The organism is Rhizobium leguminosarum, assembly GCF_002953715.1.
GTDB classification, from domain to species: domain Bacteria; phylum Pseudomonadota; class Alphaproteobacteria; order Rhizobiales; family Rhizobiaceae; genus Rhizobium; species Rhizobium leguminosarum_V.
In genome coordinates, this window is the sequence record NZ_CP025012.1 from 3170382 (window position 1) to 3193560 (window position 23179).

Below are 23179 nucleotides of genomic sequence, written 5' to 3' on the forward strand. Positions count from 1 at the left end.
ACAAAGCGGATATGAAAGATCAGCCCTCGCCTTTACGCGAAACCGACGACGATGCCCGCAAGCTCGCCCGCGTGCTTCTGCGCTCCGCCAGGCACGCGGCGATTGCCGTTCTCGCGCCCGAGACCGGCTTCCCCTTTGTCAGCCGCGTGCTCGTCGCCACCGATATCGACGGCATCCCCGTCATCCTGGTTTCGCAGCTGTCGGCTCATACCCGGGCGCTCGCCAGAGACCCGCGCGCCTCGCTCCTGACCGGCGAGCCCGGCAAGGGCGATCCCCTTGCCTATCCCCGTCTGACGACCCAATGCCTGGCAGAACCCGTCGAGCACAGCAGTCCATTCTACGCGCGGATTCGCGCGCGTTTTCTCGCTCGCCACCCCAAGGCGAAGCTTTATATCGATTTTCCTGATTTCCTGTTCTTCCGTCTCAAGCCTGAGCAGGCCAGCCTCAATGGCGGCTTCGGCCGCGCCTACCACCTCGAAGGGAACGATCTCGTAATCCAGTCGGCCGCGAATGAGGAGATTGCCGCCGGGGCGGCAGCGACAGTGCGAGATTTAGTAGAACGCCATCCCGATGTCGAGGAAAGCCTTGCTACCAGGCTAAAGGCGCCGAAATCGGGTTCTTGGCGTATTTGTGGTATCGATCTCTCAGGTTTTGATATGATTTCCGGCGATTTTCTGCTGCGATACGAGTTCGAAACCCTGTCTGTGGATGCCGATCACATTTGTTCAAACATATCTAAAATAGCATACTCGATACCTTAAATTTAGGTATATACAATCTTCGAGCCCAGTTGCTAGTTTTTGGTGTCAGTCAAAATCCCGGCTGGCGGCCTGCGCCAACACACTTGATGTACGTTTCGCATTAGGAAGATAACATATGGAAACCTCTGATTTGGCCGATCACACGAACGTGGCGGCAGCTTTATTGTCGGCCATGGCAAACCCGAAAAGATTGCTGATCCTGTGTAGCCTCGTAAAGGGCGAAGTAGCCGTCGGCGTGCTTGCGACGCAGGTCGGGCTCAGCCAGTCCGCTCTCTCTCAGCACCTGTCGAAACTGCGCGCTCAAAAGCTGGTCAAGACCCGCCGGGACGCACAAACCATCTATTATTCGAGTACCTCCGAGCCGGTCATGAAGATCCTGGCAACGCTCGAAGACATTTACCTCGTGCAGAACCGGAATAGATCCGCCGCTTAATGATAGCGCTGACATGAATGTCGGCCGATGCCGTGCTGCAAGGGAATGTTCCCGGAGGCTTGGTAACGATATTTCAGCACGTGAACCTTATGGCACGACCGGCAAATTTGCGATTTGCCGGTCGTGCCTTTGAATGCCCTGGTCTTTCTGCTCCTTTCGCCGGCGGCGAAGGAATTGCAGCCTCATCCCGCTGAAGCGCTCGCCCCATGATCGACCGAAGCAAGTTGAGCTTCCTGTCAGGAACCGTTCTCTGGACTTTTCCCGTTGACGCCTTGGGAAGCCCTGATAATTTGACCGGGCAGTAAAAATATGGGCGTGAAGCCCCGGGAAAGGGCCGTCAGCGGCCAGGAGAACAGCATGTCCAATCGCCTCAACGCACCGAACGATCTTCGCGCCTTCTGGATGCCGTTTACGGCAAATCGCCAGTTCAAGAAGGAGCCGCGTTTGTTCGTCGGCGCCAAGGACATGTACTATACGACCCATGACGGCCGTCAGGTGCTGGACGGCACGGCTGGCCTCTGGTGCGTCAATGCCGGCCACTGCCGCCCAAAGATCACCGAAGCGATCCGCGAGCAGGCCGGCGAGCTCGATTACGCGCCGGCCTTCCAGCTCGGCCATCCCAAGGCCTTCGAACTGGCAAACCGCCTGGTCGACATTGCCCCGGAAGGCCTGAACCACGTTCTCTACACCAACTCCGGTTCCGAATCCGTCGAGACGGCGCTCAAGGTGGCGCTCGCCTATCACCGGGTGAAGGGCAATGGATCACGGTTCCGCCTGATCGGCCGCGAGCGTGGCTATCACGGCGTCAATTTCGGCGGCATCTCCGTCGGCGGCATCGTCACCAATCGCAAGATGTTCGGCACGCTGCTGACCGGCGTCGATCACATGCCGCACACCCACCAGCCCGGCAAGAACAACTTCACCCGCGGCGAGCCCGAGCATGGCGGCGACATCGCCACCGAGCTCGAGCGTATCGTCACCCTGCATGACGCCTCCACCGTCGCCGCCGTCATCGTCGAGCCGGTGGCGGGCTCCACCGGCGTCTTGATCCCGCCGAAGGGCTACCTGCAGAAGCTGCGCGAGATCTGCACCAAGCACGGCATCCTTCTGATCTTCGACGAGGTCATCACCGGCTTCGGCCGCCTCGGCGCCCCCTTCGCTGCGCAATATTACGACGTCAAGCCCGACATGATCACTGCCGCCAAGGGATTGACAAATGGCGTCATCCCGATGGGCGCCGTCTTCGTCACCTCCGAGATTCATGATGCCTTCATGAACGGCCCGGAGCACATGATCGAGTTCTTCCACGGCTACACCTATTCCGGCAACCCGATCGCCTCCGCCGCCGCACTCGCCACGCTCGATACCTACAAGGAAGAGGGGCTGCTGACACGCGCCGCCGAGCTTTCCGACTACTGGGCCGATGCGCTGCATTCGCTGAAGGACTGCCCCAATGTCATCGACATCAGGAACACTGGCCTGATCGGCGCGATCGAACTCGACCCGATCGCCGGCGAGCCGACCAAGCGCGCCTTCACCGCTTTCCTGAAAGCCTATGAAAGCGGCCTGCTGATCCGCACCACCGGCGATATCATTGCACTCTCACCGCCGCTGATCATCGAAAAGCACCATATCGACGAGCTCTTCGGCAAGCTGCGGACGATCCTGCAGAACAATATCTGAGAAGCGCTGAAGTTTCCGGCAAAAGGGCATGCAGCACATCAAGGTATTACAGCCCCGCGCGTCTGAAAAAGACACGCGGGGCTGTAAGTCCACGCGGGCCCCTTTTGTTGCGAAGCTAGATAGACCTCAGGCCACCGCGACGACGGAAAGGCAGAGGGCGAATTTCTTCAACAGCCGGCGATCGAAATGCCCTTCGTTACCAAGCATCCATTTCAGTGCTTGGCTCGCGCTCCATGGCGCCCTGTACGGCCGCACCGAGGTGATGGCGTCATAGACGTCGCAAATCGCAGCAATACGCGCATGGAGGCTGACCTGCGCCTCGGAAAGTTTGCGGGGATAGCCCTTGCCGTCGATACGCTCATGATGGTTGAGGCAGACGTCGAGAACGATCTCCGACATGCCTTCCTGACGCGACAGGATTGCGTGTCCCTTTTCCGGATGGTCGCGGATCATCTTGATCTCGTCCTCGTCCAGGGGGCCTTCCTTGTTGAGTATCTCGAGCGGAATTTCGAGCTTGCCGACGTCGTGCAGCAATCCTGCTGTGCCGAGCATCTGAACAGTCGTTTCGTCAAGTCCGAGATGACGGCTGAAAAGGATCATCAGCGCGCTCACTGAAATCGAATGCAGGAACGTTGCCTCGTCCTTGGATTTCAGACGCGTAACGCTCAGAAAGACCGTGGGATTCTGATCGATGGACTTGGAGACCGAGGAAATCACCGGCGCCACTTGATCGACGCTGATCCCATCGCCGTGCTGGAGTCGACCGAAAACGCTTTCCAGCACCTGCATGGATTTCTGGATGGTCTCGCGTGCCGCCTTGGTGTCGATCTCGATATTGCCACCTGGCAGGCCGTCAATATCCAGGCCTCTGCTGGTGTTGATAATCACGCCTGTCATGCTCTTGCGAAGCTTCTGGGCATCGATTTCACGGCGCAGAAGAAATCTTCGCTTGGACAGAAAAGGATCCTGCCACGCACCCTCGATCGCCTCGACAAACATTCCGGTGCGCACCTGTCTGGCTTCGACCCGCTTGAGCATCCAGATCTCTATTCCTGAAATATCTCTCTGTTTATTGTCGACCGTTCTTTTGCATCGCAGCAATATATGCGCGAATAATGGTTCTACCCCAATTGGTAGAATCAAGTGTTAATCTCGAAACAGAATTCGAATATTCGGAAGGACGAAGAGAGCTTCTGCGACATTCGGCAGGTTTTGTCGGCGCACTGCTGACGCGGGGTACCGGCACCCTCTAGAAATCGGCAGACGGTGTCAAAATCGACGATTTCGGATGATTTCGCCCCGGATCGGCTCAATTCTCGTTTCATTTTGTTATCAACTTGCGGAATCTCACCAAAATTCCTAGAAATCTTGCCGTTGCACCCATTCGAGCCAAATATGGCCGGGGACGCATTGATCGCGCCGATATCGATCGTCCTTGGCACGGCCTTGGGGCCGTTGAACGATCCGGAAAAGCCGGCGCGACGCTTCATCGCGGGTCGAATGACCCCATCCAAGGAGACAGACAATGACCCTCAAGACATTGACGGCGACCCTCGTCGCGTCACTCGCCTTTGCGCCGCTTGCCCATGCCGATATCACCATCGGCCTGATCGCGCCGCTGACCGGCCCCGTCGCTGCCTATGGCGACCAGGTGAAGAACGGCGCTCAGACAGCCGTCGACGAGATCAACAAGAAGGGCGGGATTCTCGGCGAGAAGGTCGTCCTCGAACTGACCGACGATGCCGGCGAGCCGAAGCAGGGCGTTTCCGCCGCCAACAAGGTCGTCGGCGACGGCATCCGCTTCGTCGTCGGCCCGGTGACATCGGGCGTCGCCATTCCCGTTTCGGACGTGCTTGCCGAAAACGGCGTGTTGATGGTCACCCCGACCGCGACGGCCCCCGACCTGACCAAGCGCGGTCTGACCAACGTGCTGCGCACCTGCGGCCGCGACGACCAGCAGGCCGAAGTCTCCGCCAAATATGTGCTGAAGAATTTCAAGGACAAGCGCGTCGCCATCGTCAACGACAAGGGCGCCTACGGCAAGGGCCTCGCCGACGCCTTCAAGGCGACGTTGAACGCCGGCGGCATCACCGAAGTCGTTAATGACGCGATCACGCCTGGTGACAAGGATTTCAGCGCGCTCACCACCCGCATCAAGTCCGAGAAGGTCGACGTGGTCTATTTCGGCGGCTACCACCCGGAAGGCGGCCTGCTCGCCCGCCAGTTGCATGACCTCGCCGCCAACGCGACGATCATCGGCGGCGACGGACTCTCCAACACCGAATTCTGGGCAATCGGCACGGATGCGGCAGGAGGCACGATCTTCACCAACGCTTCGGACGCCACCAAGAGCCCGGATTCCAAAGCCGCAGCCGATGCGCTCGCCGCCAGGAACATCCCGGCCGAGGCCTTCACGCTGAACGCCTATGCCGCCGTCGAAGTGCTGAAAGCCGGCATCGAGAAGGCCGGCAGCGCCGAGGATGCGGAAGCCGTCGCGACCGCGTTGAAGGACGGCAAGGAGATCCCGACCGCCATCGGCAAGGTCACCTACGGCGAGACCGGCGACCTGACCTCGCAGAGCTTCTCGCTCTACAAGTGGGAAGCCGGCAAGATCGTCACCGCCGAGTAATCGACGAGCCCACTGAAAACAGGATCGGGCGCATCACGGCGCCCGATTACTTTTGCAGACGCTGGACTGCAGATCAGTCCGCCTTCTTCGCATCCTGACGCAGGTAGCTCTCCACTGTTGGATGTTTGATAAGCACCATCGGTTGACGATAATTCCAACTGGGTTTTGGGTTTGAAATCCGCGCGTAGAAACTGGCGACCACGACACGCTTAAGGTCTTCATCGGAAGCAACACTTCCAGTCGACTTTCCGAGAATGATCTGGCTGACCTTTCCATGTTTGTCAGTCGTGAGTACAGCTGAGTTGTTCACACAGCCGCTCAACAGAAAAACAGCCACGCAGGCCGCCGAAATAATTGCTTTCATATCATGACCTTGAGTTGGAAAACGACATCTGTATTCTCGCCTCACTAGCACTGCTGCCACCGAGGCAAAAGCAGCCGGAAATACAATCCAAGTGATTTCCAGCATCCGTCGGCATCAGCGACAGAAACCAGTCGAAGAGGTAGCAATTCATGACCACCAAGCTCGAACGTCTCATCGACCAGGGCGTCGGCCGCGTGCAGGCCGATATTGTGTTAAAGGGCGGCCGTTTCTTCGACCTCGTTACCGGCGAACTCGTCCTGTCGGACATTGCCATCGGCGCCGATCGCATCGTCGGCACCTCAGGCAATTATGATGGCGAGACTGAGATCGATATATCCGGCAGGATCGTCGTTCCCGGCTTCATCGACACGCATCTGCATATCGAATCTTCACTCGTCACACCGCATGAATTCGATCGCTGCGTTCTGCCCTACGGCGTGACGACCGCCATCTGCGATCCGCACGAAATCGCCAATGTGCTCGGAACCGCCGGCATCGAATTCTTTCTCGAATCCGCGCTGGAGACGATCATGGACATCCGCGTCCAGCTCTCCTCCTGCGTTCCGGCGACGCATCTCGAAACCTCCGGCGCCGATCTGCCAATCGAGCGCCTCCTGCCCTACCGCCACCATCCGAAGGTCATCGGCCTTGCCGAATTCATGAATTTCCCTGGCGTAATCCACAAGGATCCCGTCTGCATGGCCAAGCTTGAGGCCTTCCAGGGCGGCCATATCGACGGTCACGCGCCGCTGCTGTCCGGCAACGATCTCAACGGTTACCTCGCAGCCGGCATCCGCACCGAGCACGAATGCACGACCGCCGCCGAAGCGCTGGAAAAGATCCGCAAGGGCATGCATATCCTCGTGCGCGAGGGTTCGGTATCCAAGGATCTCGCGGCGCTGATACCCATTATCACCGAGCGGCTTTCACCCTTCCTCGCGCTCTGCACCGACGACCGCAATCCGCTCGATATCGCCGAACAGGGCCATCTCGATCACATGATCCGCACGGCCATTGCAAGTGGCGTCGAGCCCCTGGCGATCTATCGCGCCGCCTCGATTTCGGCCGCCCGCGCCTTCGGCCTCAGGGACCGCGGCCTGGTCGCGCCGGGCTGGCGCGCCGATCTGGTGGTTCTCGACAGCCTGGAAAACTGCCGCGCCGACATGATCTTCTCCGCCGGCCGCCGCGTCACCGATGCGCTCTTTTCCTCGCGCAGACCGGTTGCCCCGATCGGCCTCGACAGCGTCAAGGCAAGGCCCGTCAACGCCGCCCATTTCGGCGTCCCGGTCGCCGAGGGCGAAACACCTGTCATCGGCGTCATGCCGGGCAAGATCATCACCGAGCATCGCCGCTACCGCCTGCCCGTCAGGGGCAACGAGACGACCGTCGATCTTGCCAACGATATCATCAAGGTCGCCGTCATCGAGCGCCACGGCAAGAACGGCAACCATGCCAACGGCTTCGTCCAGGGCTTCGGCCTGAAGAAGGGTGCGATCGCCTCGACCGTCGGCCATGACAGCCACAATATCTGCGTGGTCGGCGTCAGCGAGGACGACATGGCCTGCGCCGCAAACCGCCTCGGCGAGATCAAGGGCGGCTTCGTCGTCGTCGAAGACGGTAAGGTCACCGGCGAAATCGCCCTGCCCATCGCCGGTCTTATGAGCCTCGAGCCCTACGAGACGGTTCGCGACATCCTCCACCATCTGCGCAAGGCCGCCTTCGCGCTCGGCGCCACGCTGGAAGAACCCTTCCTTCAGCTCGCTTTCCTGCCGCTGCCGGTCATCCCGCACCTGAAGATATCCGACCGCGGCATGGTGGATGTGGACAAGTTCGCGCTCATCGGGTGATGCAATTTCACGGCCGACTCCCCAGTGGGGCAGCCTTTGACCGTCGCCTTCATGGATATAGCAGCACGAACATCAAACCCGCGCACAAAACCCGTCGAGCGCGGCAAGCTTCACCGATCCCGCGCCCGGTACCGCCCCGAAGCCCGGCATCGCAAGCGGTTCCTCGATCACCATGTCATCGGGCAGGCGGAATTCCGCCGGTTTGCGCGTCAGATTGAAAACGAAAAGCAGTTTTTCTCCGCCCTTTTCGCGGGTGAAGGCGAGCACGTCCTGGTTGGTGCCGATGAAGCTCATCTCGCCGTCGATCAGTGCCGGATGGCTCTTCCGGAATGCGAGCGTCTTGCGGTAGTGATGCAGCACCGAGCTGTCGCTCGCCTCCTGCGTGTCGACGGAAAGCGCTGCCTGCTCGTAAGGCACCGGCAGCCAGCTCTTTTCCGCGGAGGTGAAGCCCGCATGCGCCTTGCCCGCTTCCCAGGGCATCGGCGTGCGGCAGCCGTCGCGGCCCTTGAAGGCCGGCCAGAAGCGGATGCCGTAGGGGTCGCGCAGATCCTCGAAGGCGAGCTCTGCCTCGGGCAGGCCGAGTTCCTCGCCCTGATAGAGGCAGATCGAGCCCCGTAGCGCCGCAAGCACCGAGATTGCCAGCTTGGCGATGACTGGCCGCTCTTCCTCCGTCCGCGCGAAACGGCTGACATGACGCATGACGTCGTGGTTGGAAAAAGCCCAGCAGACCCAGCCGTCCGTGACTGCCTTCTGGAAGGCCTCGACGCAGCCGCGAATATGCTCGGCGGTGAAATCCGGCCCGAGCAGATCGAATGTGTAGCACATGTGCAGCTTGTCGCCGCCACTCGTATAGGCGCCAACCGTCTTCAGCGAACGCGCGCCATCTCCGACTTCGCCGACGGTCGTACGATCCTCGTACTGATCGAGCAGCGCCCGGAAGCGCTTGAGGAAATCGACATTTTCCGGCTGCGTCTTGTCGTAGAGGTGGTTCTGCATGCCGTAGGGATTGCTGTCGGGCGCATCGAGGCCCGCGTCATTCTCATCAGGCTCGTGCGGCGGATTGCTTCTGAGCAGCTTGTCGCAGAAATAATAGTTGACCGTATCCAGGCGGAAACCGTCCACGCCGCGGTCGAGCCAGAACTTCACCGTCTCGAGGACCGCATCCTGCACGGCTTTGCTGTGGAAGTTGAGATCCGGCTGCGAGGTCAGGAAATTGTGCTGGTAATATTGCCGGCGCACGCCATCCCACTCCCAGCCCGGCCCGCCGAAGATCGACAGCCAATTGTTCGGCGCCGTACCGTCCGGCTTCGGATCGGCCCAGACATACCAATCCGCCTTGGGATTGGTCCGGCTGGACCGGCTCTCGACGAACCAGGGATGCCGGTCGGAGGTGTGCGAGATCACCTGGTCGATGACGACCTTGATGCCCAGCCTGTGTGCTTCGGCCATCATCTCGTCGAAATCGGCGAGCGTCCCGAAGATCGGATCGACGTCGCAATAATCGGAAACGTCGTAGCCCATGTCGGCCATCGGCGACTTGAAGAAGGGCGAGAGCCAGATCGCGTCGACGCCGAGGCTGGCTATATGCGGCAGCCGGCGGGTTATTCCCCTGAGATCGCCGAGACCGTCGCTGTTGGTGTCCTGAAACGAGCGCGGATAGACCTGATAGATCACCGCGCCGCGCCACCAGTCCGCACTCCCGCCTGCCTGCAATGCCATCGGCTACATCTCCTGCCTCGTTTGCGCTCGCCACACTAAAGCGGACAAAACAAAAGACAACCAGGTGAAGCCGTGATGAGAGCGTGGCTGATGTCGCGGCACATCGTCGCGATCCGACAAGGGGGAGACGTATATAGACTTGTCCACAACCCGTTTCCACGCTCCGGATTTGGGGTTGCAACGCAAAGCCTTTGCGATAATGTGCGCGCTGACCTGCACGTAAGAGGTCAAACACCGGGAACAAATGTCTAATAAAGGCGAAAAGCCTAGAAAGGTGGACCCACCATGAACCATTTCGCGAAAAAATTTCTCGCCTCTGCGATGCTTGGCACATTGCTGGCGTTTTCGGCCCATGCGGCCACGCTCAACATTCACAATGGTGGCGACCCGCAGTCGCTCGATCCGCAGAAGCTTTCCGGGGACTGGGAAAATCGTATCGCCGGCGACATTTTCGAAGGCCTCGTCACCGAGGACGCCAAGGATAATCCGATCCCCGGCCAAGCCGAAAGCTGGACCATTTCGCCTGATGGCAAGGTCTACACCTTCAAGCTTCGCGACGGCATCAAGTGGTCCGATGGCCAGCCGGTAACGGCAGGAGACTTCGTCTTCGCCTTCCAGCGCCTCGTCGACCCGAAGAATGCAGCTGACTATGCCTATCTGCAGTTCACCATCAAGAACGCGGAAAAGATCAACAAGGGTGAGATCACCGATCTCAACCAGCTCGGCGTCAAGGCGATCGACGACAAGACGCTCGAAATCACCCTTGAAAACTCGACCCCTTATTTCCTCAATGCCTTGATGCATTACACCGCCTATCCGCTGCCGAAGCATGTCGTCGAGGCGAAGGGTCAGGATTGGGTCAAGATCGGCAACATCGTCACCAACGGCCCTTACAAGCCGGTCGAGTGGGTTCCGGGTTCCCATGTCACGACTGTCAAGAACGACCAGTGGTATGACACCAAGGACCTGAAGATCGACGGCGCGAAGTTCTTCGTGCTTGAGGATCAGGAAGCCGCGCTGAAGCGTTACCGCGCCGGCGAATTCGACATCCTCACCGACTTCCCGACCGACCAGTACGAGTGGATGAAGAAGAACCTGCCGGGCCAGGCACACGTCGCCCCCTTCTCCGGTCTCTATTATTACGTCGTCAATTCGCAGAAGCCGCCCTTCAGCGACAAGCGCGTCCGCCAGGCTCTCTCCATGGCGATCAACCGCGAAGTCATCGGCCCACAGATCCTCGGCACCGGCGAACTGCCGGCCTATTCCTGGGTGCCGCCGGGCACGGCGAACTACGGCGAGCCGGCCTATGTCAGCTGGAAGGACCTGCCCTATAGCGAGAAAGTCGCCGAAGCCAAGAAGCTTCTGACCGAAGCCGGTTTCGGCCCGGACAAGCCGCTGCACGCCGTGCTGAGCTACAACACCAACGACAACCACAAGCGCATCGCCGTCGCCATCGCTTCCATGTGGAAGCCGCTCGGCGTCGATGTCGAGCTCGTCAATGCCGAAACCAAGGTGCATTACGACCAGATGCAGCGTGGTCAGGTCGAAATCGGCCGCGCCGGCTGGCTCGCCGACTATAACGATCCGGACAACTTCCTGAACCTCCTGGTGACAGGCGTGCAGATGAATTACGGCCGCTGGTCGAATCCCGAGTACGACAAGATGATCAAGGAAGGCAACGCCGAGACGGATCTCACCAAGCGTGCCGCGATCTTCAAGAAGGCCGAACAGCTGGCGCTGGATGAATCCGCCGCCCTGCCGATCTACTACTATGTCTCGAAGAACGTCGTTTCGCCGAAGATCGAAGGCTTCGTCGACAACATCCAGGACATCCACCGCACCCGCTGGCTGTCGATGAAAGAGTAAGGGAAAACGGTCCTTCCCGCGCCTTGCGGGAAGGACCGGCCCACGACCATGATCAAATACGCCCTCCGTCGCTTGCTGTCGACGATCCCCGTCATGTGGATCGCCGTGACAGCCTCGTTTTTTGTTTTGCGCCTTGCCCCCGGCGGCCCTTTCGATGGCGAAAGGCCATTGCCGCCGGTGATCCTGAAGAACCTTGCGGCCCACTATAATCTCGACAAGCCGCTCATCCAGCAGTACCTGATCTATGTCGGTGACCTGCTCCGGGGCGATCTCGGCCCCTCCTTCGCCAGCGAAGATTTCACCGTGGCCCAGCAGATCATGATCGGTCTGCCCTATACCTTTACCATCGGTACGGCTGCCTTCCTGATTGCCATTATTGTCGGCGTGGCCGTCGGCTGTCTCGGGGCGCTCTATCAGAACAAGGCACCGGATTATATTCTGGGCGCGCTCATTCTGGTGGGCGTCGTGCTACCGAACTTCCTGATTGCGCCCATCCTGCAGCTCGTCTTCGGCATCCATCTCGCGTGGTTTCCGGTCGGCGGTTGGGGTGACGGCTCGATCAAATACCTCATCCTTCCGATCGTCGTTCTGGCGCTGCCGCATGCCGGCCGTATCTCGCGCATCACCCGCGGCTCGATGATCGAGGTGATGAATCAGAACTTCATTCGCACCGCCAAGGCCAAAGGCATCGGCCCCCGCCTGACGGTCATGCGCCATGCGCTGAAGCCTGCGCTGATGCCTGTCGTCTCCTATCTGGGTCCAGCGGCAAGTTACCTTCTCACCGGCTCGCTGGTTGTCGAGAGCATCTTCGGATTGCCCGGCATCGGCCGCTATTTCGTCAACGCAGCGCTGAACCGTGATTACGGCATGGTTCTCGGCACGGTCATCTTCTACATGGTGCTGATCGTGTTCCTGAACCTTCTCGTCGATATCGCCTATGCGTGGCTCGATCCGAAAGTGAGAAACAGATGATCCTCAACCCCGCAAAGCGCGAGCTGCTCGCGCAGGAACTGCTGGAGGCGGAAGGCCTTGCGCCCAAAAGCCGCTCGCTCACCAAGGATGCCTTGCGTCGCCTCGGGCGCAACAAGGCGGCCGTCCTGTCGATCGTCGTCCTGACGTTGCTGATCCTCGTGGCCTTCATCGGCCCCTGGTTCATTCCCTTCAACTATGAGGATCCTGATTGGGCGGCTTTCCGCATACCCCCCTCGATCGAAACCGGCCACTATTTCGGCACCGACCCGAACGGCCGCGACCTTCTCGCCCGCGTCCTTTACGGCACCCGCGTCTCGCTGGCGGTGGCGCTGACGGCGACCGTCGTCTCCGTCTTCATCGGCGTGCTCTACGGTGCGGTATCGGGTTATATCGGCGGCAGGCTGGATGCGATCATGATGCGCTTCGTCGATATCATGTATGCGCTTCCCTATATCCTCTTCGTCATTCTGCTGATGGTGATCTTCGGCCGCAACGTCTATCTGCTGTTTGCCGCCATCGGCGCGCTGGAATGGCTGACCATGGCCCGCATCGTGCGCGGCCAGACGCTGTCGATCAAGCATCGCGAATTCATCGAAGCGGCCCGCGCATCCGGGCAGCGGCCGTTCAAGATCATCATCAAGCACATCATCCCGAACCTCGTCGGACCCGTGGTCATCTTCGCAGCATTGACGGTGCCTGAAATCATCGCCACCGAAAGCTTCCTTTCCTATCTCGGCTTCGGCGTGCAGGAACCGCTGACCTCGCTCGGCACTCTGATCGCCGAGGGGACCGATGCCATGGAAAGCATGCCTTGGCTGCTGGTCTTCCCGGCAAGCTTCCTCGTGGCCCTGCTGCTCAGCCTGCTCTTCATCGGCGACGGCCTGCGCGACGCGTTCGACCCGAAGGATCGTTAAATGACGGATACCCTCCTCGAACTCAAAGACTACTCGATCACCTTCAAGACGCCTGATGGAGAGGTGAAGGCGGTCTCGAACATGAACCTGACGGTCAAGCGCGGCGAGCGCATCGCCATCGTCGGCGAATCCGGCTCCGGCAAGAGTCAGACCTTCCTCGGCATCATGGGCCTGCTCGCCAAGAACGGCAAAACGACGGGACAGGCGCTGCTCGAAGGCAAGGACGTGCTGGCGCTGAAACCGCGCGAGCTCGACCAGATCCGCGGCAAAGACATGGCGATGGTCTTCCAGGACCCGATGACGGCTCTCAATCCAACGCTGAAGATCTCCCGGCAGCTGACGGAGCAGCTCGAGGTTCACGGCGGGCTGACGGCGCGCGCCGCATCCGCCGCCGCACTCGACATGCTGAAACGTGTCGGCATCCCCGACCCGACACGACGCTTCCACCTCTACCCGCATGAGCTCTCCGGCGGCATGCGACAGCGCATCGTCATCGCCATGGCGCTGCTCACCCGGCCGAAGCTTCTGATCGCCGACGAACCGACGACGGCACTCGACGTCACTATCCAGGCGCAGATTCTCGATCTCTTCAACGACCTGACGGCGGAGATGAACACGGCGCTCGTCATGATCACCCACGATCTCGGCGTCGTTGCCGGCCTCGCCGACCGCGTCGCAGTCATGTATGCCGGCCGCATCGTCGAGGAGGCGCCCGTCGACGAGCTCTTCGACAACCCGGCACATCCCTATACCGCAGCACTGCATGCCTCGATCCCGCGGCCGGACCAGGATGTCGATGACCTCGTCGTCATCCCCGGGCGTCCGCCGAACCTGCAGCACCTACCGAAGGGCTGCAATTTCTCGCCGCGCTGTTCGCAGGCCCAGGACGATTGCATCGACCGTCCGCCATTGCTCGAAACGCTGGCGCCGCACCACTGCGCCGCCTGCTACCACCCTTTCCCACGTCGTGAGGAGTTGCTGAACCATGGCTGATCGATCGCTTCTGAGGGTCGAGAACCTGACGACCCAGTTCGAACTGCCGGCGAAGGGCCTCTTCAAGCCGCCGGTCTTCCTCACCGCCGTCAACAATGTAAGCTTCGACCTCAGCGAAGGCCGCACGCTCGGCATCGTCGGCGAATCCGGCTGCGGCAAGTCGACGCTCGGCCGCTCCATCCTGCGGCTCTTGAAATCGCAGAAGGGCCGCATCCTCTGGCAGGGTCGCAACCTGCTCGACCTCACGGACGAGGAAATGCGCGCCGCCCGCCGCGACATGCAGATCATCTTCCAGGATCCGATCGCCTCGCTCGACCCGCGCATGACGGTCGGCGACATCATCGCCGAGCCGCTCACCGTCTTCGAGCCGAAGCTCTCGAGGGCCGAGCGCACCGAACGCGTCCGTGAGATCATGACCGCCGTCGGCCTGGTGCCGGAGATGATCAACCGCTATCCGCACGAATTCTCCGGCGGCCAGGCGCAGCGCATCGGCATCGCGCGGGCAGTGGTCACTAAACCCAAGCTCATCATCTGCGACGAGCCGGTTTCGGCCCTCGACGTCTCGATCCAGGGTCAGGTGATCACGCTTCTGCGCAAGCTGCGCAAGGAATTCGGCCTGACGCTGATCTTCATCAGCCACGACCTCTCCGTCGTGCGCCTGATCTCAGACGATGTGCTGGTGCTCTATCTCGGCAGGGTGGTGGAAGCCGGCGACTGCGCCACCGTCTTCGATCATCCCGCCCACCCCTATACGCAGGCGCTCTTTTCGGCCGCGCCAATCCCGGATCCAAAGCTTGCGCGCCTGCGCACCCGCATCCGCCTGCAGGGCGACCCGCCCTCGCCGCTCAATCCGCCGAAAGGCTGCGTCTTCTCGCCGCGCTGCTGGAAGGCGACCGACATCTGTCGTACCGAGATGCCGCCGACCGAGCAGGTCCGCCCCGGCCAGACGGCAGCCTGTTATCACATGGACAGGCCATGAACGGAATGACGGTCGCGCAAGCGGCCGTCACCTTATCAGGATGCCCGGTGCGCCATCCGCTTCGGGGCTAAGCGGACTATTTTTGGGTCCAAAACCCCTGATAAGAAAGCTTTTATAAGCATGTGCTACCCCATTTCGGCCTAATCGCAAGCCAGGGGAACGCATATATGAAATCGAAAATATCAGGTTTGATTGCAATTGCCGCCGCGATGATCACCGCCTCCGCTGTTTCAGCGCATGCCGAAGATCTGACGTTCAAGCTCATCAACGGAACGAACTCCGTGCTGACGCGCTTCTACAGCTCGCCGACCGGCGTCGACGACTGGGAAGAAGATGTGTTCGGCGAGAACGTTCTCGATCCGGGCGAAACCATGGACATTACCATCGCCGATGGCCGCACCGTCTGCAAATACGACATGCGCTTCGAATTCGAGGAAGGTTCAAACCTAGCAACCACCGAAGATACCCAGGATCTTTGCGCGATGGGCAGCTACACCATTCACGAATAGGCATCCTTCTTAAGGCCCGCCTTCGCCTCGTCCGCGAAGGCGGGCTTTAATCTCCCGTGATATCGACGCTTGTCACTCCGCCCGGCTCCGCGTATCAGCGACTGAAGACCTGCGGATAATCCGCCAATTCAAAGTGATAGAGCGTCCTGTTGGATCCACAGCGCTCTAATGCCGGGAGGACAAGGTGAGCAGACGGTTTCTATCGATCGGTGAATGCATGGTGGAACTCTCGCAGGCAGGCGACGGCCTGCTGCGCAAAGGCTTCGCCGGCGATACCTTCAACACCGCCTGGTATGCCCGAGCCTGCCTTGCCGCCGACTGGTCGGTCGATTATTTCACCGCCCTCGGTGACGACGCCATGTCGGACGAGATGCTGGCCTTCATCGACACATCAGGCATTGGCACCAGCCTCATCCGCCGCATCAAGGGCAGGACGCCCGGCCTCTATATGATCAATCTGAAGAACGGCGAACGTTCCTTCAGCTACTGGCGCGACAGCTCGGCTGCCCGCAGCCTGGCGGCTGATCCGGACCGCCTGCGCGAGGCGGTGGAGAGCGCTGCCGTCATCTATTTCTCCGGCATCACCCTTGCCATCCTGCCGCATGAGGATGCCGAGACTTTGCTTGCCGAAGTCCGCCGCGCCAAGGCCGCCGGCAAGCTCGTCGTCTTCGATCCGAATATCCGTCCGCGCCTCTGGTCGAGCTACGACGTGATGCACACGACGATCAGCGAAGGCGCCCGCTCCTCCGTGCTGGTCATGCCGAGCTTCGACGACGAGGCGGCCCATTTCGGCGATGATTCCATTGAGGCGACGATCCACCGCTATAGCGCACTGGGCGCCGTCGATATCGTCGTCAAGAACGGCGCTGACGGTGTCACGCTGAATTTTGCCGGCGAGCAAACCTTCGTTCCGGCTGAAAAGGTGGAGAAGGTGGTCGACACGACTAGCGCCGGCGACAGCTTCAACGGCGCTTTTCTCTCACGATATCTCGAAGCTGGCGATGCGCCTGCCGCCGCCCGCTTCGCAGCAAAGGTCGCTGCCCGCGTCGTCAGCGAACATGGTGCATTGGTCGTAAAGGAAAAGCTCGGATTGGATGGCGGCTAATGCGTCGCGATCTTTCAGATTCGCGTACCGCGCTTTAGGTCTTTGTTTTCCGTACGTCGTTGTCGCATGCTTTTAGACCACACATGGTGATGCAGTATGAACGCCATGTGCGAGCGCGCCCCGCCTTGTCGGCATCGTTTGCCCCGCTGCCAGGGGAAATCAGGACTTCGTCGGCCGATCGGACTCGCGAACTGCCTCGTCATGGTACCAGCAGCTGTCGAGCGCAGCATCGCAGACGTCTGCTGCCTCGCGCTCCATCAGCCTGGCGCGTTCGAACCGGTTGGCGTTTCGTATCGCCTTGACGGGGAACTGGTAGATCGTTGCGGATTCACGATGGAAACCGGTGGGCATGAGATCGCCTCCATTCAGTTCGGCGCATCAACATTTCAGGACCATCTACATAGCACAATGCACATAGTTTATGCAAATTGCATAAAATAAGGGCAATGTTGCAATTGTAATCGGTCGGCATGCTGTCTCGGCTAAAAGCTTCCGATAATTTGTTTAACACTTCATCATTTCAGCCTAACGCCACAATTTTCATCCGGTTCCAGATGGGAAAAGTGCGTTTTGATGGGCGATACCGCCTGTAAGCGTTAAAAACAGCCCGATTTTCCAAAAGAGAAAAAATCGGCCGGCACGCTGATTCGCGAATTTTCTTTCGCGTGGCGCCAAAACTGGCACGCTACGTGCTTTTAAAGCGTCATCCCTGGCGGTCGGATGCGCTTGCGCGCCGAGATCGCCTCCGGATTTGCTCACCTTCGTAGCATTGAGAGAGTCACGATGACAAAATATAAGCTCGAGTATATTTGGCTCGATGGGTACACTCCGGTACCGAACCTGCGTGGCAAGACGCAGATCAAGGAATTCGACGCATTCCCGACGCTGGAACAGCTTCCGCTCTGGGGCTTTGACGGCTCCTCGACGCAGCAGGCCGAAGGCCGCAGCTCCGATTGCGTGCTGAAGCCGGTCGCCATCTATCCCGACCCGGCCCGTACCAACGGCGCTCTCGTCATGTGCGAAGTCATGATGCCGGATGGCGTCACGCCGCACGCATCGAATGCCCGCGCCACCATCCTTGACGACGAAGACGCCTGGTTCGGCTTCGAGCAGGAATATTTCTTCTACCAGAACGGCCGTCCGCTCGGCTTCCCTGAGCAGGGCTACCCCGCTCCGCAGGGCCCGTACTACACCGGCGTCGGCTATTCGAACGTCGGCGACGTTGCCCGCGAAATCGTCGAAGAGCATCTCGACCTCTGCCTCGCTGCCGGCATCAATCACGAAGGCATCAATGCCGAAGTGGCCAAGGGCCAGTGGGAATTCCAGATTTTCGGCAAGGGCTCCAAGAAGGCCGCCGACCAGATCTGGATGGCACGCTACCTCTTGCAGCGCCTGACCGAAAAGTACGGCATCGACATCGAGTATCACTGCAAGCCGCTCGGCGACACCGACTGGAACGGCTCGGGCATGCATTGCAACTTCTCGACCAAGTACCTGCGCGAAGTCGGCGGCAAGGAATATTTCGAAGCGCTCATGGCGCAGTTCGACAAGAACCTGATGGACCACATCGCGGTCTACGGCCCCGATAACGACAAGCGCCTGACTGGCAAGCACGAGACTGCTCCGTGGAACAAGTTCTCCTACGGCGTTGCCGACCGTGGTGCTTCGATCCGCGTGCCGCACTCCTTCATCAAGAACGACTACAAGGGCTATCTGGAAGATCGCCGCCCGAACTCGCAAGGCGACCCCTACCAGATCGCTTCGCAGGTTCTGAAGACGATCTCGGAAGTTCCGACAGCAAGCTCGGCTTCCGCTGCCGCTTAACCTCCCAAACGGCGCCGGTCCACGACCGGCGCCGTCATTCTTTATGCATGAAAACCGCGATCGACCGCTGACATATTCGCGGGTATCGAGCCGCTAAAGCCCTGCAATCCTTGCAATATGGGCTGTAATATTTCCATCATGGTCATGCCTCAAAATAGAGAAGCGGGAATCGCCGTTCCGGAACCCCGCTTTGGGGTTGAGCGTTGCCATATCACTGCGACGCGGATGGAAATCGTGACATGCTGCAACGTCCGGCAAACACTTATAGCGGCGAGAGCTGGGCCAATGCCGCAGCCGCCGGAAACCTGCCCGAAAGGCTGGTGATCGTCACCGATGCCTGGCACCCGCAGGTCAACGGCGTCGTTCGCTCGATCGAGAACACCAATCGCGAACTGGCGAAGATGGGCGTCGAAGTTTCGATGGTGACGCCGGAGCGCTTCAACAGCATCCCCTGCCCGACTTATCCCGAGATCCGCCTATCGATTGCCAATTACCGCCGCATCGCCCGCGAGATCGAAAAGCACAATCCCTCCTACGTGCATATTGCCACCGAAGGTCCGCTGGGGCTGACCGCCCGCCGCTGGTGCCTGAGGAACCGCATGCCGTTTTCGACGAGCTACCACACCCGCTTCCCGGAATACGTCTCCGCGCGCCTGCCGATACCGAAGAGCTGGCTCTATTCCTTCGTCCGCTGGTTCCACAATGGCGGCGCCGGCTGCATGGTGGCGACACCGAGCCTTGCCCGTGAACTGTCGGAAAAGGGCATCCGCAACCTCATGCCCTGGAGCCGCGGCATCGACGCCACGCAGTTCCGTCCGATGGCGCTCGAGGAAAATCCGTTCGGCCTGCCGCGTCCGATCTTCATGACCGTCGGCCGCGTGGCGCTGGAAAAGAACCTGCCGGCCTTCCTCGATCTCGACCTGCCGGGTTCCAAGGTCGTCGTCGGTGACGGTCCGGCCCGCGCCGAGCTCGAAAAGCAATATCCCGACGTCTTCTTCGCCGGCGTACAGTTCGGCGAGGATCTGGCGAAAACCTATGCCCAGGCCGACGTCTTCGTCTTTCCCTCGCTCACCGACACCTTCGGCAACACCATCCTCGAGGCGCTGGCATCCGGCGTGCCGGTTGCAGCCTATCCGGTCACCGGCCCGCTCGACATCATCGGCGAAGACAGCGAAGTCGGGGCGCTCGACCAGAACCTGCAGGCCGCCTGCCTTGCCGCCCTCTCCGCCTCGCGCAGCAAGGCGCGTGACCTCGCCATGCAATATTCCTGGGAAGCGGCGACACTACAGTTCATCAACAATATCCGCGCCGCCAACGGCGTCATCACGCCGAAATGGAAGAAGGCCTGGCAGTTTGCCAAATCGCTTCCAAGAAGCAGAAAGCCCGGCGAAACCGCCGGGCCTCTCCCGTCCGCAGACTGATTGGTTTTACTTGTGAAGCGCGCTGCGAAGCGTGTCGTTCGCGACCGCAATCGCGCTGCGCGCGGCAGGCGTTTCGGCAATGGCGTTCAGCAGCACGAAATCGTGGATCGTGCCGTTGTATCGCATCGACGTGACCTTGACGCCGGCCTGGCTGAGCTTGCGGGCATAAGCCTCACCCTCGTCGCGCAGCACGTCGTTTTCGTCAACGATGACGAGCGCCGGCGGCAGGCCGTTCAACTGCTCCAGCGACGCCTGCAGCGGTGAGGCCGTCGGCTCCTTGCGCTTGGCTTCATCAGGCAGATAGGCGTTCCAGAACCACTTCATCGCTTCCTTCGTCAGCCACGGGCCATCGGCGAACTGGTTGTAGGAACCATTGTCGAAATTGGCGTCGGTGACGGGGTAGAACAGCACCTGCTGATCGATGGCAGGACCGCCGCGTTCCTTGGCAAGCAGCGTCACCACCGCCGCCATGTTGCCGCCAACGCTATCGCCTGCGACCGCGAGCCTGGAGGCATCGACCTTGAACTCCTTGGCATGCTCGGCGACGTATTTGGTCGCAGCATAAGCCTGCTCGATGGCAACGGGATAGCGGGCTTCCGGCGAGCGCTCGTAGTCGACGAAGACGACGGCGGCATCGGCGCCGTTGGCAATCTCGCGCACCAGCCGGTCATGCGTATCCGCATCGCCCAGCACCCAGCCGCCGCCATGGAAATAGAGAATGACCGGCAGCGTGCCCTTGGCATGTTCCGGGCGGACAATGCGCAGCTTGATGCTGCCTGTCGGACCAGCCTTGATGACCCTGTCCTCTTCCTTGGCGGCAAGCTTCTTCACATCGCCCTTCTGCGCGCCGGCCAGGACATTGCGGGCATCGGCCGGCGACAGCGTGTAGATCGGCTTGCCGCCGGCAAGCCCGTCCATGAATTTCTGCGTTGTCGGTTCGAGTACCGGATCGGCAAGCGCGCCAACGGCGGAGGCTGCGAGCAGTGCTGCTGCGGAAACTACGGTCTTGATGGTCGACATTGTCTTGTCCTCTCGGTTTCGATGTTCGTCGTGAACACGGCATTTATATCGCGCACGATTATTTATTGCACAAATTAAATTTCCGCATAGCTACCATGCAAAAAAAGCGCATACGATTATTTATCGCACGATATATATTGGATTGGTTTTGGAGATATGCGCATGCAGGATCAACTGAAGCTCGACAATTTCATCTGCTTCGCCGTCTATACGGCAAGCCACGCAATGAATCGCGTCTACAAACCGCTGCTCGACACGCTCGGCCTCACCTATCCGCAATATCTGGCGATGGTTTCGCTCTGGGAGCAGGACGGCCAGACCGTCGGCGGCTTGGGTGAAAAGCTCTTCCTGGAATCGAGCACGCTGACCCCACTGCTCAAACGCCTTGAAACCGCAGGCTATGTCAGACGCGAACGCAGCCGGGAGGACGAACGCGTCGTCGTCATCCGCTTGAGCGAAGAAGGCATTCGCCTGAAGGAAAAGGCGATCGGCATCCCGGGTTGCATCGCCGCTGCCAGCGGTCGCGATGCAGTCGACCTCACCCGCCTCCAGGCCGAGATCGTGGCGCTGCGTGAAGCGCTGAACAAAAGCGTGGCTTAGATTGCCGGATAGCTACACAGTGCCTGTGATACCTCCTTCTGCCCTGCCGGGCAGAAGGGGTGGCGTCCACGACGCGCGCGCAATGCCCCACCAATCAGTGCAAGCTCCCCGCCTACGTCCGCCTCTTCTTGCCCTCGAACGGATTTTCAGGCGAGCGGAAATGGATACGGATCGGCACGCTCGGCATGTCGAAATCGGCGCGCAACCCGTTGATCAGATAGCGTGTATAGGATTCCGGTAGCGCATCCGAGCGGGTGCAGGAGATCATGAAGGCCGGCGGGCGGGCCTTTACCTGCGTCATGTATTTCAGCTTGATGCGGCGGCCGGAAACGGCCGGAGGCGGATGCTGAATCTGCTGTGTCTCCAGCCAGCGGTTGAGCCGCGCCGTCGAGATGCGTTTGTTCCAGACCCTGTCCGTGTCGATGATCGCCTGCATCAGCTTGTCCAGTCCCCAGCCGGTCTGGCCGGAGATCGGCACGGCGCGGATGCCGCGCGCCTGCGGCAGCAGCCGGTCGGTCTTTTCGCGCAGATCCGCAAGCACCGCCTGCCGGTCCTCGATCATGTCCCACTTGTTGAAGGCGAGCACAGCGGCACGGCCCTCGCGCAGCACGAGGTCGACGATCTGCAGGTCCTGCTTTTCGAAAGGGATCGTCGCATCGAAGACGATGACGACGGTTTCCGCGAAGCGGATGGCGCGCAGCGCATCGGCAACCGAAAGCTTCTCCAGCTTCTCGATCACCCGCGCCTTGCGGCGCATGCCTGCCGTATCGAACATCTTGATGGTGCGGCCGCGCCAGTCCCATTCGACCGAGATGGAGTCGCGGGTAATGCCTGCCTCCGGCCCGGTCAAAAGCCGGTCCTCGCCGAGGAAGCGGTTGATCAGCGTCGATTTTCCGGCATTCGGCCGGCCGACGATCGCCACCCTGAGCGGCTTCGTCTCGTCATAGGCCGGCTCTTCGTCCGCGTCGCTGTCCTCGCCTTCCGTCTGCGGAATGTCGACATCCGTAACGGCGACATCCTCCTTGGCGGGATAGGCCCGGTCCTCGCCGATTGCCGCAACGATCGCATCGCGCAAATCGAGCATGCCCTGCCCATGTTCGGCCGAAATCGGCGTCGGCTCGCCGAGCCCGAGCGTGTAGGCGTCATAGAAGCCGCTGTCGGAGCCCCGCGCTTCGGATTTGTTGGCGACAAGCACCACCGGCTTGCCGCGACGGCGCAGCATTTCGGCAAGGTCGGTATCGACGGGCGTCAATCCGCTCTTGGCGTCGACGACGAAAAGCGAAAGATCCGCCTCGTCGATCGCCGCTTCCGTCTGCGCCCGCATCCGGCCCTGCAGACTTTCTGCGTCGGCCTCTTCCAGACCAGCCGTGTCGATGATCGTGAAGGTCAGGCCCATCAGCCGCGCATCGCCCGGCCGGCGGTCGCGGGTAACACCCGGCGTGTCGTCGACAAGCGCAAGCTTCTTGCCTACCAGCCGGTTGAAAAGTGTCGACTTGCCGACATTCGGACGACCGACGATCGCGACCGTGAAACTCATATC

Annotated in this window: 22 protein-coding genes; 15 read left to right on the forward strand and 7 right to left on the reverse strand. The window is 60.4% G+C overall.

All coding sequences use genetic code 11. The annotated features are described in order from the left end of the window. Positions 1 to 11 precede the first annotated feature (11 nt). The 3 genes from CUJ84_RS16030 to CUJ84_RS16040 all read left to right on the forward strand — a co-directional run bounded on the left by CUJ84_RS16030 (position 12) and on the right by CUJ84_RS16040 (position 2877). Complete coding sequence (locus CUJ84_RS16030) at positions 12 to 761, forward strand: HugZ family protein (protein WP_105008209.1); 750 nt, start codon at positions 12 to 14, stop codon at positions 759 to 761. A gap of 115 nt (positions 762 to 876) precedes the next feature. Beyond that, the gene (locus CUJ84_RS16035) at positions 877 to 1194 is read left to right on the forward strand and encodes an ArsR/SmtB family transcription factor (protein ID WP_003561417.1); all 318 of its coding nucleotides are present in this window, start codon (positions 877 to 879) and stop codon (positions 1192 to 1194) included. A 357-nt stretch (positions 1195 to 1551) separates the two neighbouring features. After that, positions 1552 to 2877: an aspartate aminotransferase family protein gene (locus tag CUJ84_RS16040; RefSeq protein WP_018243099.1), complete on the forward strand. Its 1326-nt coding sequence runs from the start codon at positions 1552 to 1554 to the stop codon at positions 2875 to 2877. A 126-nt stretch (positions 2878 to 3003) separates the two neighbouring features. Here CUJ84_RS16040 and CUJ84_RS16045 read toward each other — a convergent pair whose 3' ends face one another. Both CUJ84_RS16045 and CUJ84_RS38345 read right to left on the reverse strand, forming a co-directional pair. After that, positions 3004 to 3915, reverse strand: a complete 912-nt coding sequence (locus CUJ84_RS16045; RefSeq protein WP_105006933.1) for an HD-GYP domain-containing protein — start codon at positions 3913 to 3915, stop codon at positions 3004 to 3006. Positions 3916 to 4016: 101 nt separating this feature from the next. After that, positions 4017 to 4367 (reverse strand): hypothetical protein, encoded by a 351-nt coding sequence (locus CUJ84_RS38345; RefSeq protein ID WP_199788830.1) that lies wholly within the window; start codon positions 4365 to 4367, stop codon positions 4017 to 4019. Positions 4368 to 4402: 35 nt separating this feature from the next. Here CUJ84_RS38345 and CUJ84_RS16050 point away from each other — a divergent pair, with 35 nt between their 5' ends. Then, entirely contained in the window at positions 4403 to 5506 is a 1104-nt protein-coding gene (locus CUJ84_RS16050) for a branched-chain amino acid ABC transporter substrate-binding protein (RefSeq protein ID WP_105006934.1), read from the forward strand. 73 nt (positions 5507 to 5579) lie between these two features. Here the strand turns inward: CUJ84_RS16050 and CUJ84_RS37980 are convergent, their stop codons facing one another. Further along, the gene (locus tag CUJ84_RS37980; RefSeq protein ID WP_158686938.1) at positions 5580 to 5975 is read right to left on the reverse strand and encodes a hypothetical protein; all 396 of its coding nucleotides are present in this window, start codon (positions 5973 to 5975) and stop codon (positions 5580 to 5582) included. Between the two features lie 44 nt (positions 5976 to 6019). On the opposite strand from CUJ84_RS37980, the gene ade reads away from it, so the two are divergent. Continuing rightward, positions 6020 to 7717 carry an adenine deaminase gene (gene ade / locus CUJ84_RS16055; RefSeq protein ID WP_105006935.1) on the forward strand — a complete coding sequence of 566 codons (1698 nt, stop codon included), beginning with the start codon at positions 6020 to 6022 and terminating at the stop codon, positions 7715 to 7717. A gap of 72 nt (positions 7718 to 7789) precedes the next feature. Here the strand turns inward: ade and CUJ84_RS16060 are convergent, their stop codons facing one another. Further along, positions 7790 to 9436 (reverse strand): alpha-glucosidase family protein, encoded by a 1647-nt coding sequence (locus CUJ84_RS16060; protein ID WP_105006936.1) that lies wholly within the window; start codon positions 9434 to 9436, stop codon positions 7790 to 7792. 285 nt (positions 9437 to 9721) lie between these two features. Between CUJ84_RS16060 and CUJ84_RS16065 the strand changes: the two genes are divergently transcribed. The 7 genes from CUJ84_RS16065 (at position 9722) to CUJ84_RS16095 (ending at position 16774) form a co-directional block, all read left to right on the forward strand. After that, on the forward strand, positions 9722 to 11302 hold the full coding sequence (locus CUJ84_RS16065) for a peptide ABC transporter substrate-binding protein (RefSeq protein WP_011653015.1): 1581 nt from the start codon (positions 9722 to 9724) through the stop codon (positions 11300 to 11302). A gap of 48 nt (positions 11303 to 11350) precedes the next feature. Further along, positions 11351 to 12274, forward strand: a complete 924-nt coding sequence (locus tag CUJ84_RS16070) for an ABC transporter permease subunit (protein ID WP_003561444.1) — start codon at positions 11351 to 11353, stop codon at positions 12272 to 12274. After that, positions 12271 to 13188 (forward strand): ABC transporter permease, encoded by a 918-nt coding sequence (locus CUJ84_RS16075; RefSeq protein WP_105006937.1) that lies wholly within the window; start codon positions 12271 to 12273, stop codon positions 13186 to 13188. The genes CUJ84_RS16070 and CUJ84_RS16075 overlap by 4 nt, the downstream gene beginning before the upstream one ends. After that, positions 13189 to 14181: an ABC transporter ATP-binding protein gene (locus tag CUJ84_RS16080; protein ID WP_003561451.1), complete on the forward strand. Its 993-nt coding sequence runs from the start codon at positions 13189 to 13191 to the stop codon at positions 14179 to 14181. Next, a complete protein-coding gene (locus CUJ84_RS16085) occupies positions 14174 to 15160 on the forward strand; it encodes an ABC transporter ATP-binding protein (RefSeq protein ID WP_027683526.1) in 987 nt (328 codons plus the stop codon). The genes CUJ84_RS16080 and CUJ84_RS16085 overlap by 8 nt, the downstream gene beginning before the upstream one ends. A gap of 167 nt (positions 15161 to 15327) precedes the next feature. Beyond that, positions 15328 to 15669 (forward strand): hypothetical protein, encoded by a 342-nt coding sequence (locus CUJ84_RS16090; RefSeq protein WP_027683525.1) that lies wholly within the window; start codon positions 15328 to 15330, stop codon positions 15667 to 15669. A gap of 184 nt (positions 15670 to 15853) precedes the next feature. Then, positions 15854 to 16774 (forward strand): sugar kinase, encoded by a 921-nt coding sequence (locus tag CUJ84_RS16095; protein ID WP_105006938.1) that lies wholly within the window; start codon positions 15854 to 15856, stop codon positions 16772 to 16774. A gap of 159 nt (positions 16775 to 16933) precedes the next feature. Here the strand turns inward: CUJ84_RS16095 and gstI are convergent, their stop codons facing one another. After that, complete coding sequence (gstI, locus tag CUJ84_RS16100) at positions 16934 to 17125, reverse strand: glutamine synthetase translation inhibitor GstI (RefSeq protein ID WP_018243111.1); 192 nt, start codon at positions 17123 to 17125, stop codon at positions 16934 to 16936. A gap of 432 nt (positions 17126 to 17557) precedes the next feature. Here gstI and CUJ84_RS16105 point away from each other — a divergent pair, with 432 nt between their 5' ends. Together CUJ84_RS16105 and CUJ84_RS16110 are read left to right on the forward strand one after the other, a co-directional pair. Beyond that, complete coding sequence (locus CUJ84_RS16105; RefSeq protein ID WP_027683523.1) at positions 17558 to 18598, forward strand: glutamine synthetase beta-grasp domain-containing protein; 1041 nt, start codon at positions 17558 to 17560, stop codon at positions 18596 to 18598. Between the two features lie 239 nt (positions 18599 to 18837). After that, positions 18838 to 20019: a glycosyltransferase family 4 protein gene (locus CUJ84_RS16110; RefSeq protein ID WP_105006939.1), complete on the forward strand. Its 1182-nt coding sequence runs from the start codon at positions 18838 to 18840 to the stop codon at positions 20017 to 20019. A gap of 6 nt (positions 20020 to 20025) precedes the next feature. Here the strand turns inward: CUJ84_RS16110 and CUJ84_RS16115 are convergent, their stop codons facing one another. Beyond that, positions 20026 to 21039: an alpha/beta hydrolase gene (locus CUJ84_RS16115; RefSeq protein WP_105006940.1), complete on the reverse strand. Its 1014-nt coding sequence runs from the start codon at positions 21037 to 21039 to the stop codon at positions 20026 to 20028. A gap of 162 nt (positions 21040 to 21201) precedes the next feature. Between CUJ84_RS16115 and CUJ84_RS16120 the strand changes: the two genes are divergently transcribed. Next, positions 21202 to 21639: a MarR family winged helix-turn-helix transcriptional regulator gene (locus CUJ84_RS16120; RefSeq protein ID WP_105008210.1), complete on the forward strand. Its 438-nt coding sequence runs from the start codon at positions 21202 to 21204 to the stop codon at positions 21637 to 21639. 112 nt (positions 21640 to 21751) lie between these two features. On the opposite strand, the gene der is transcribed toward CUJ84_RS16120, so the two are convergent. Next, positions 21752 to 23176: a ribosome biogenesis GTPase Der gene (gene der / locus CUJ84_RS16125; protein ID WP_105006941.1), complete on the reverse strand. Its 1425-nt coding sequence runs from the start codon at positions 23174 to 23176 to the stop codon at positions 21752 to 21754. Positions 23177 to 23179: the final 3 nt, after the last annotated feature.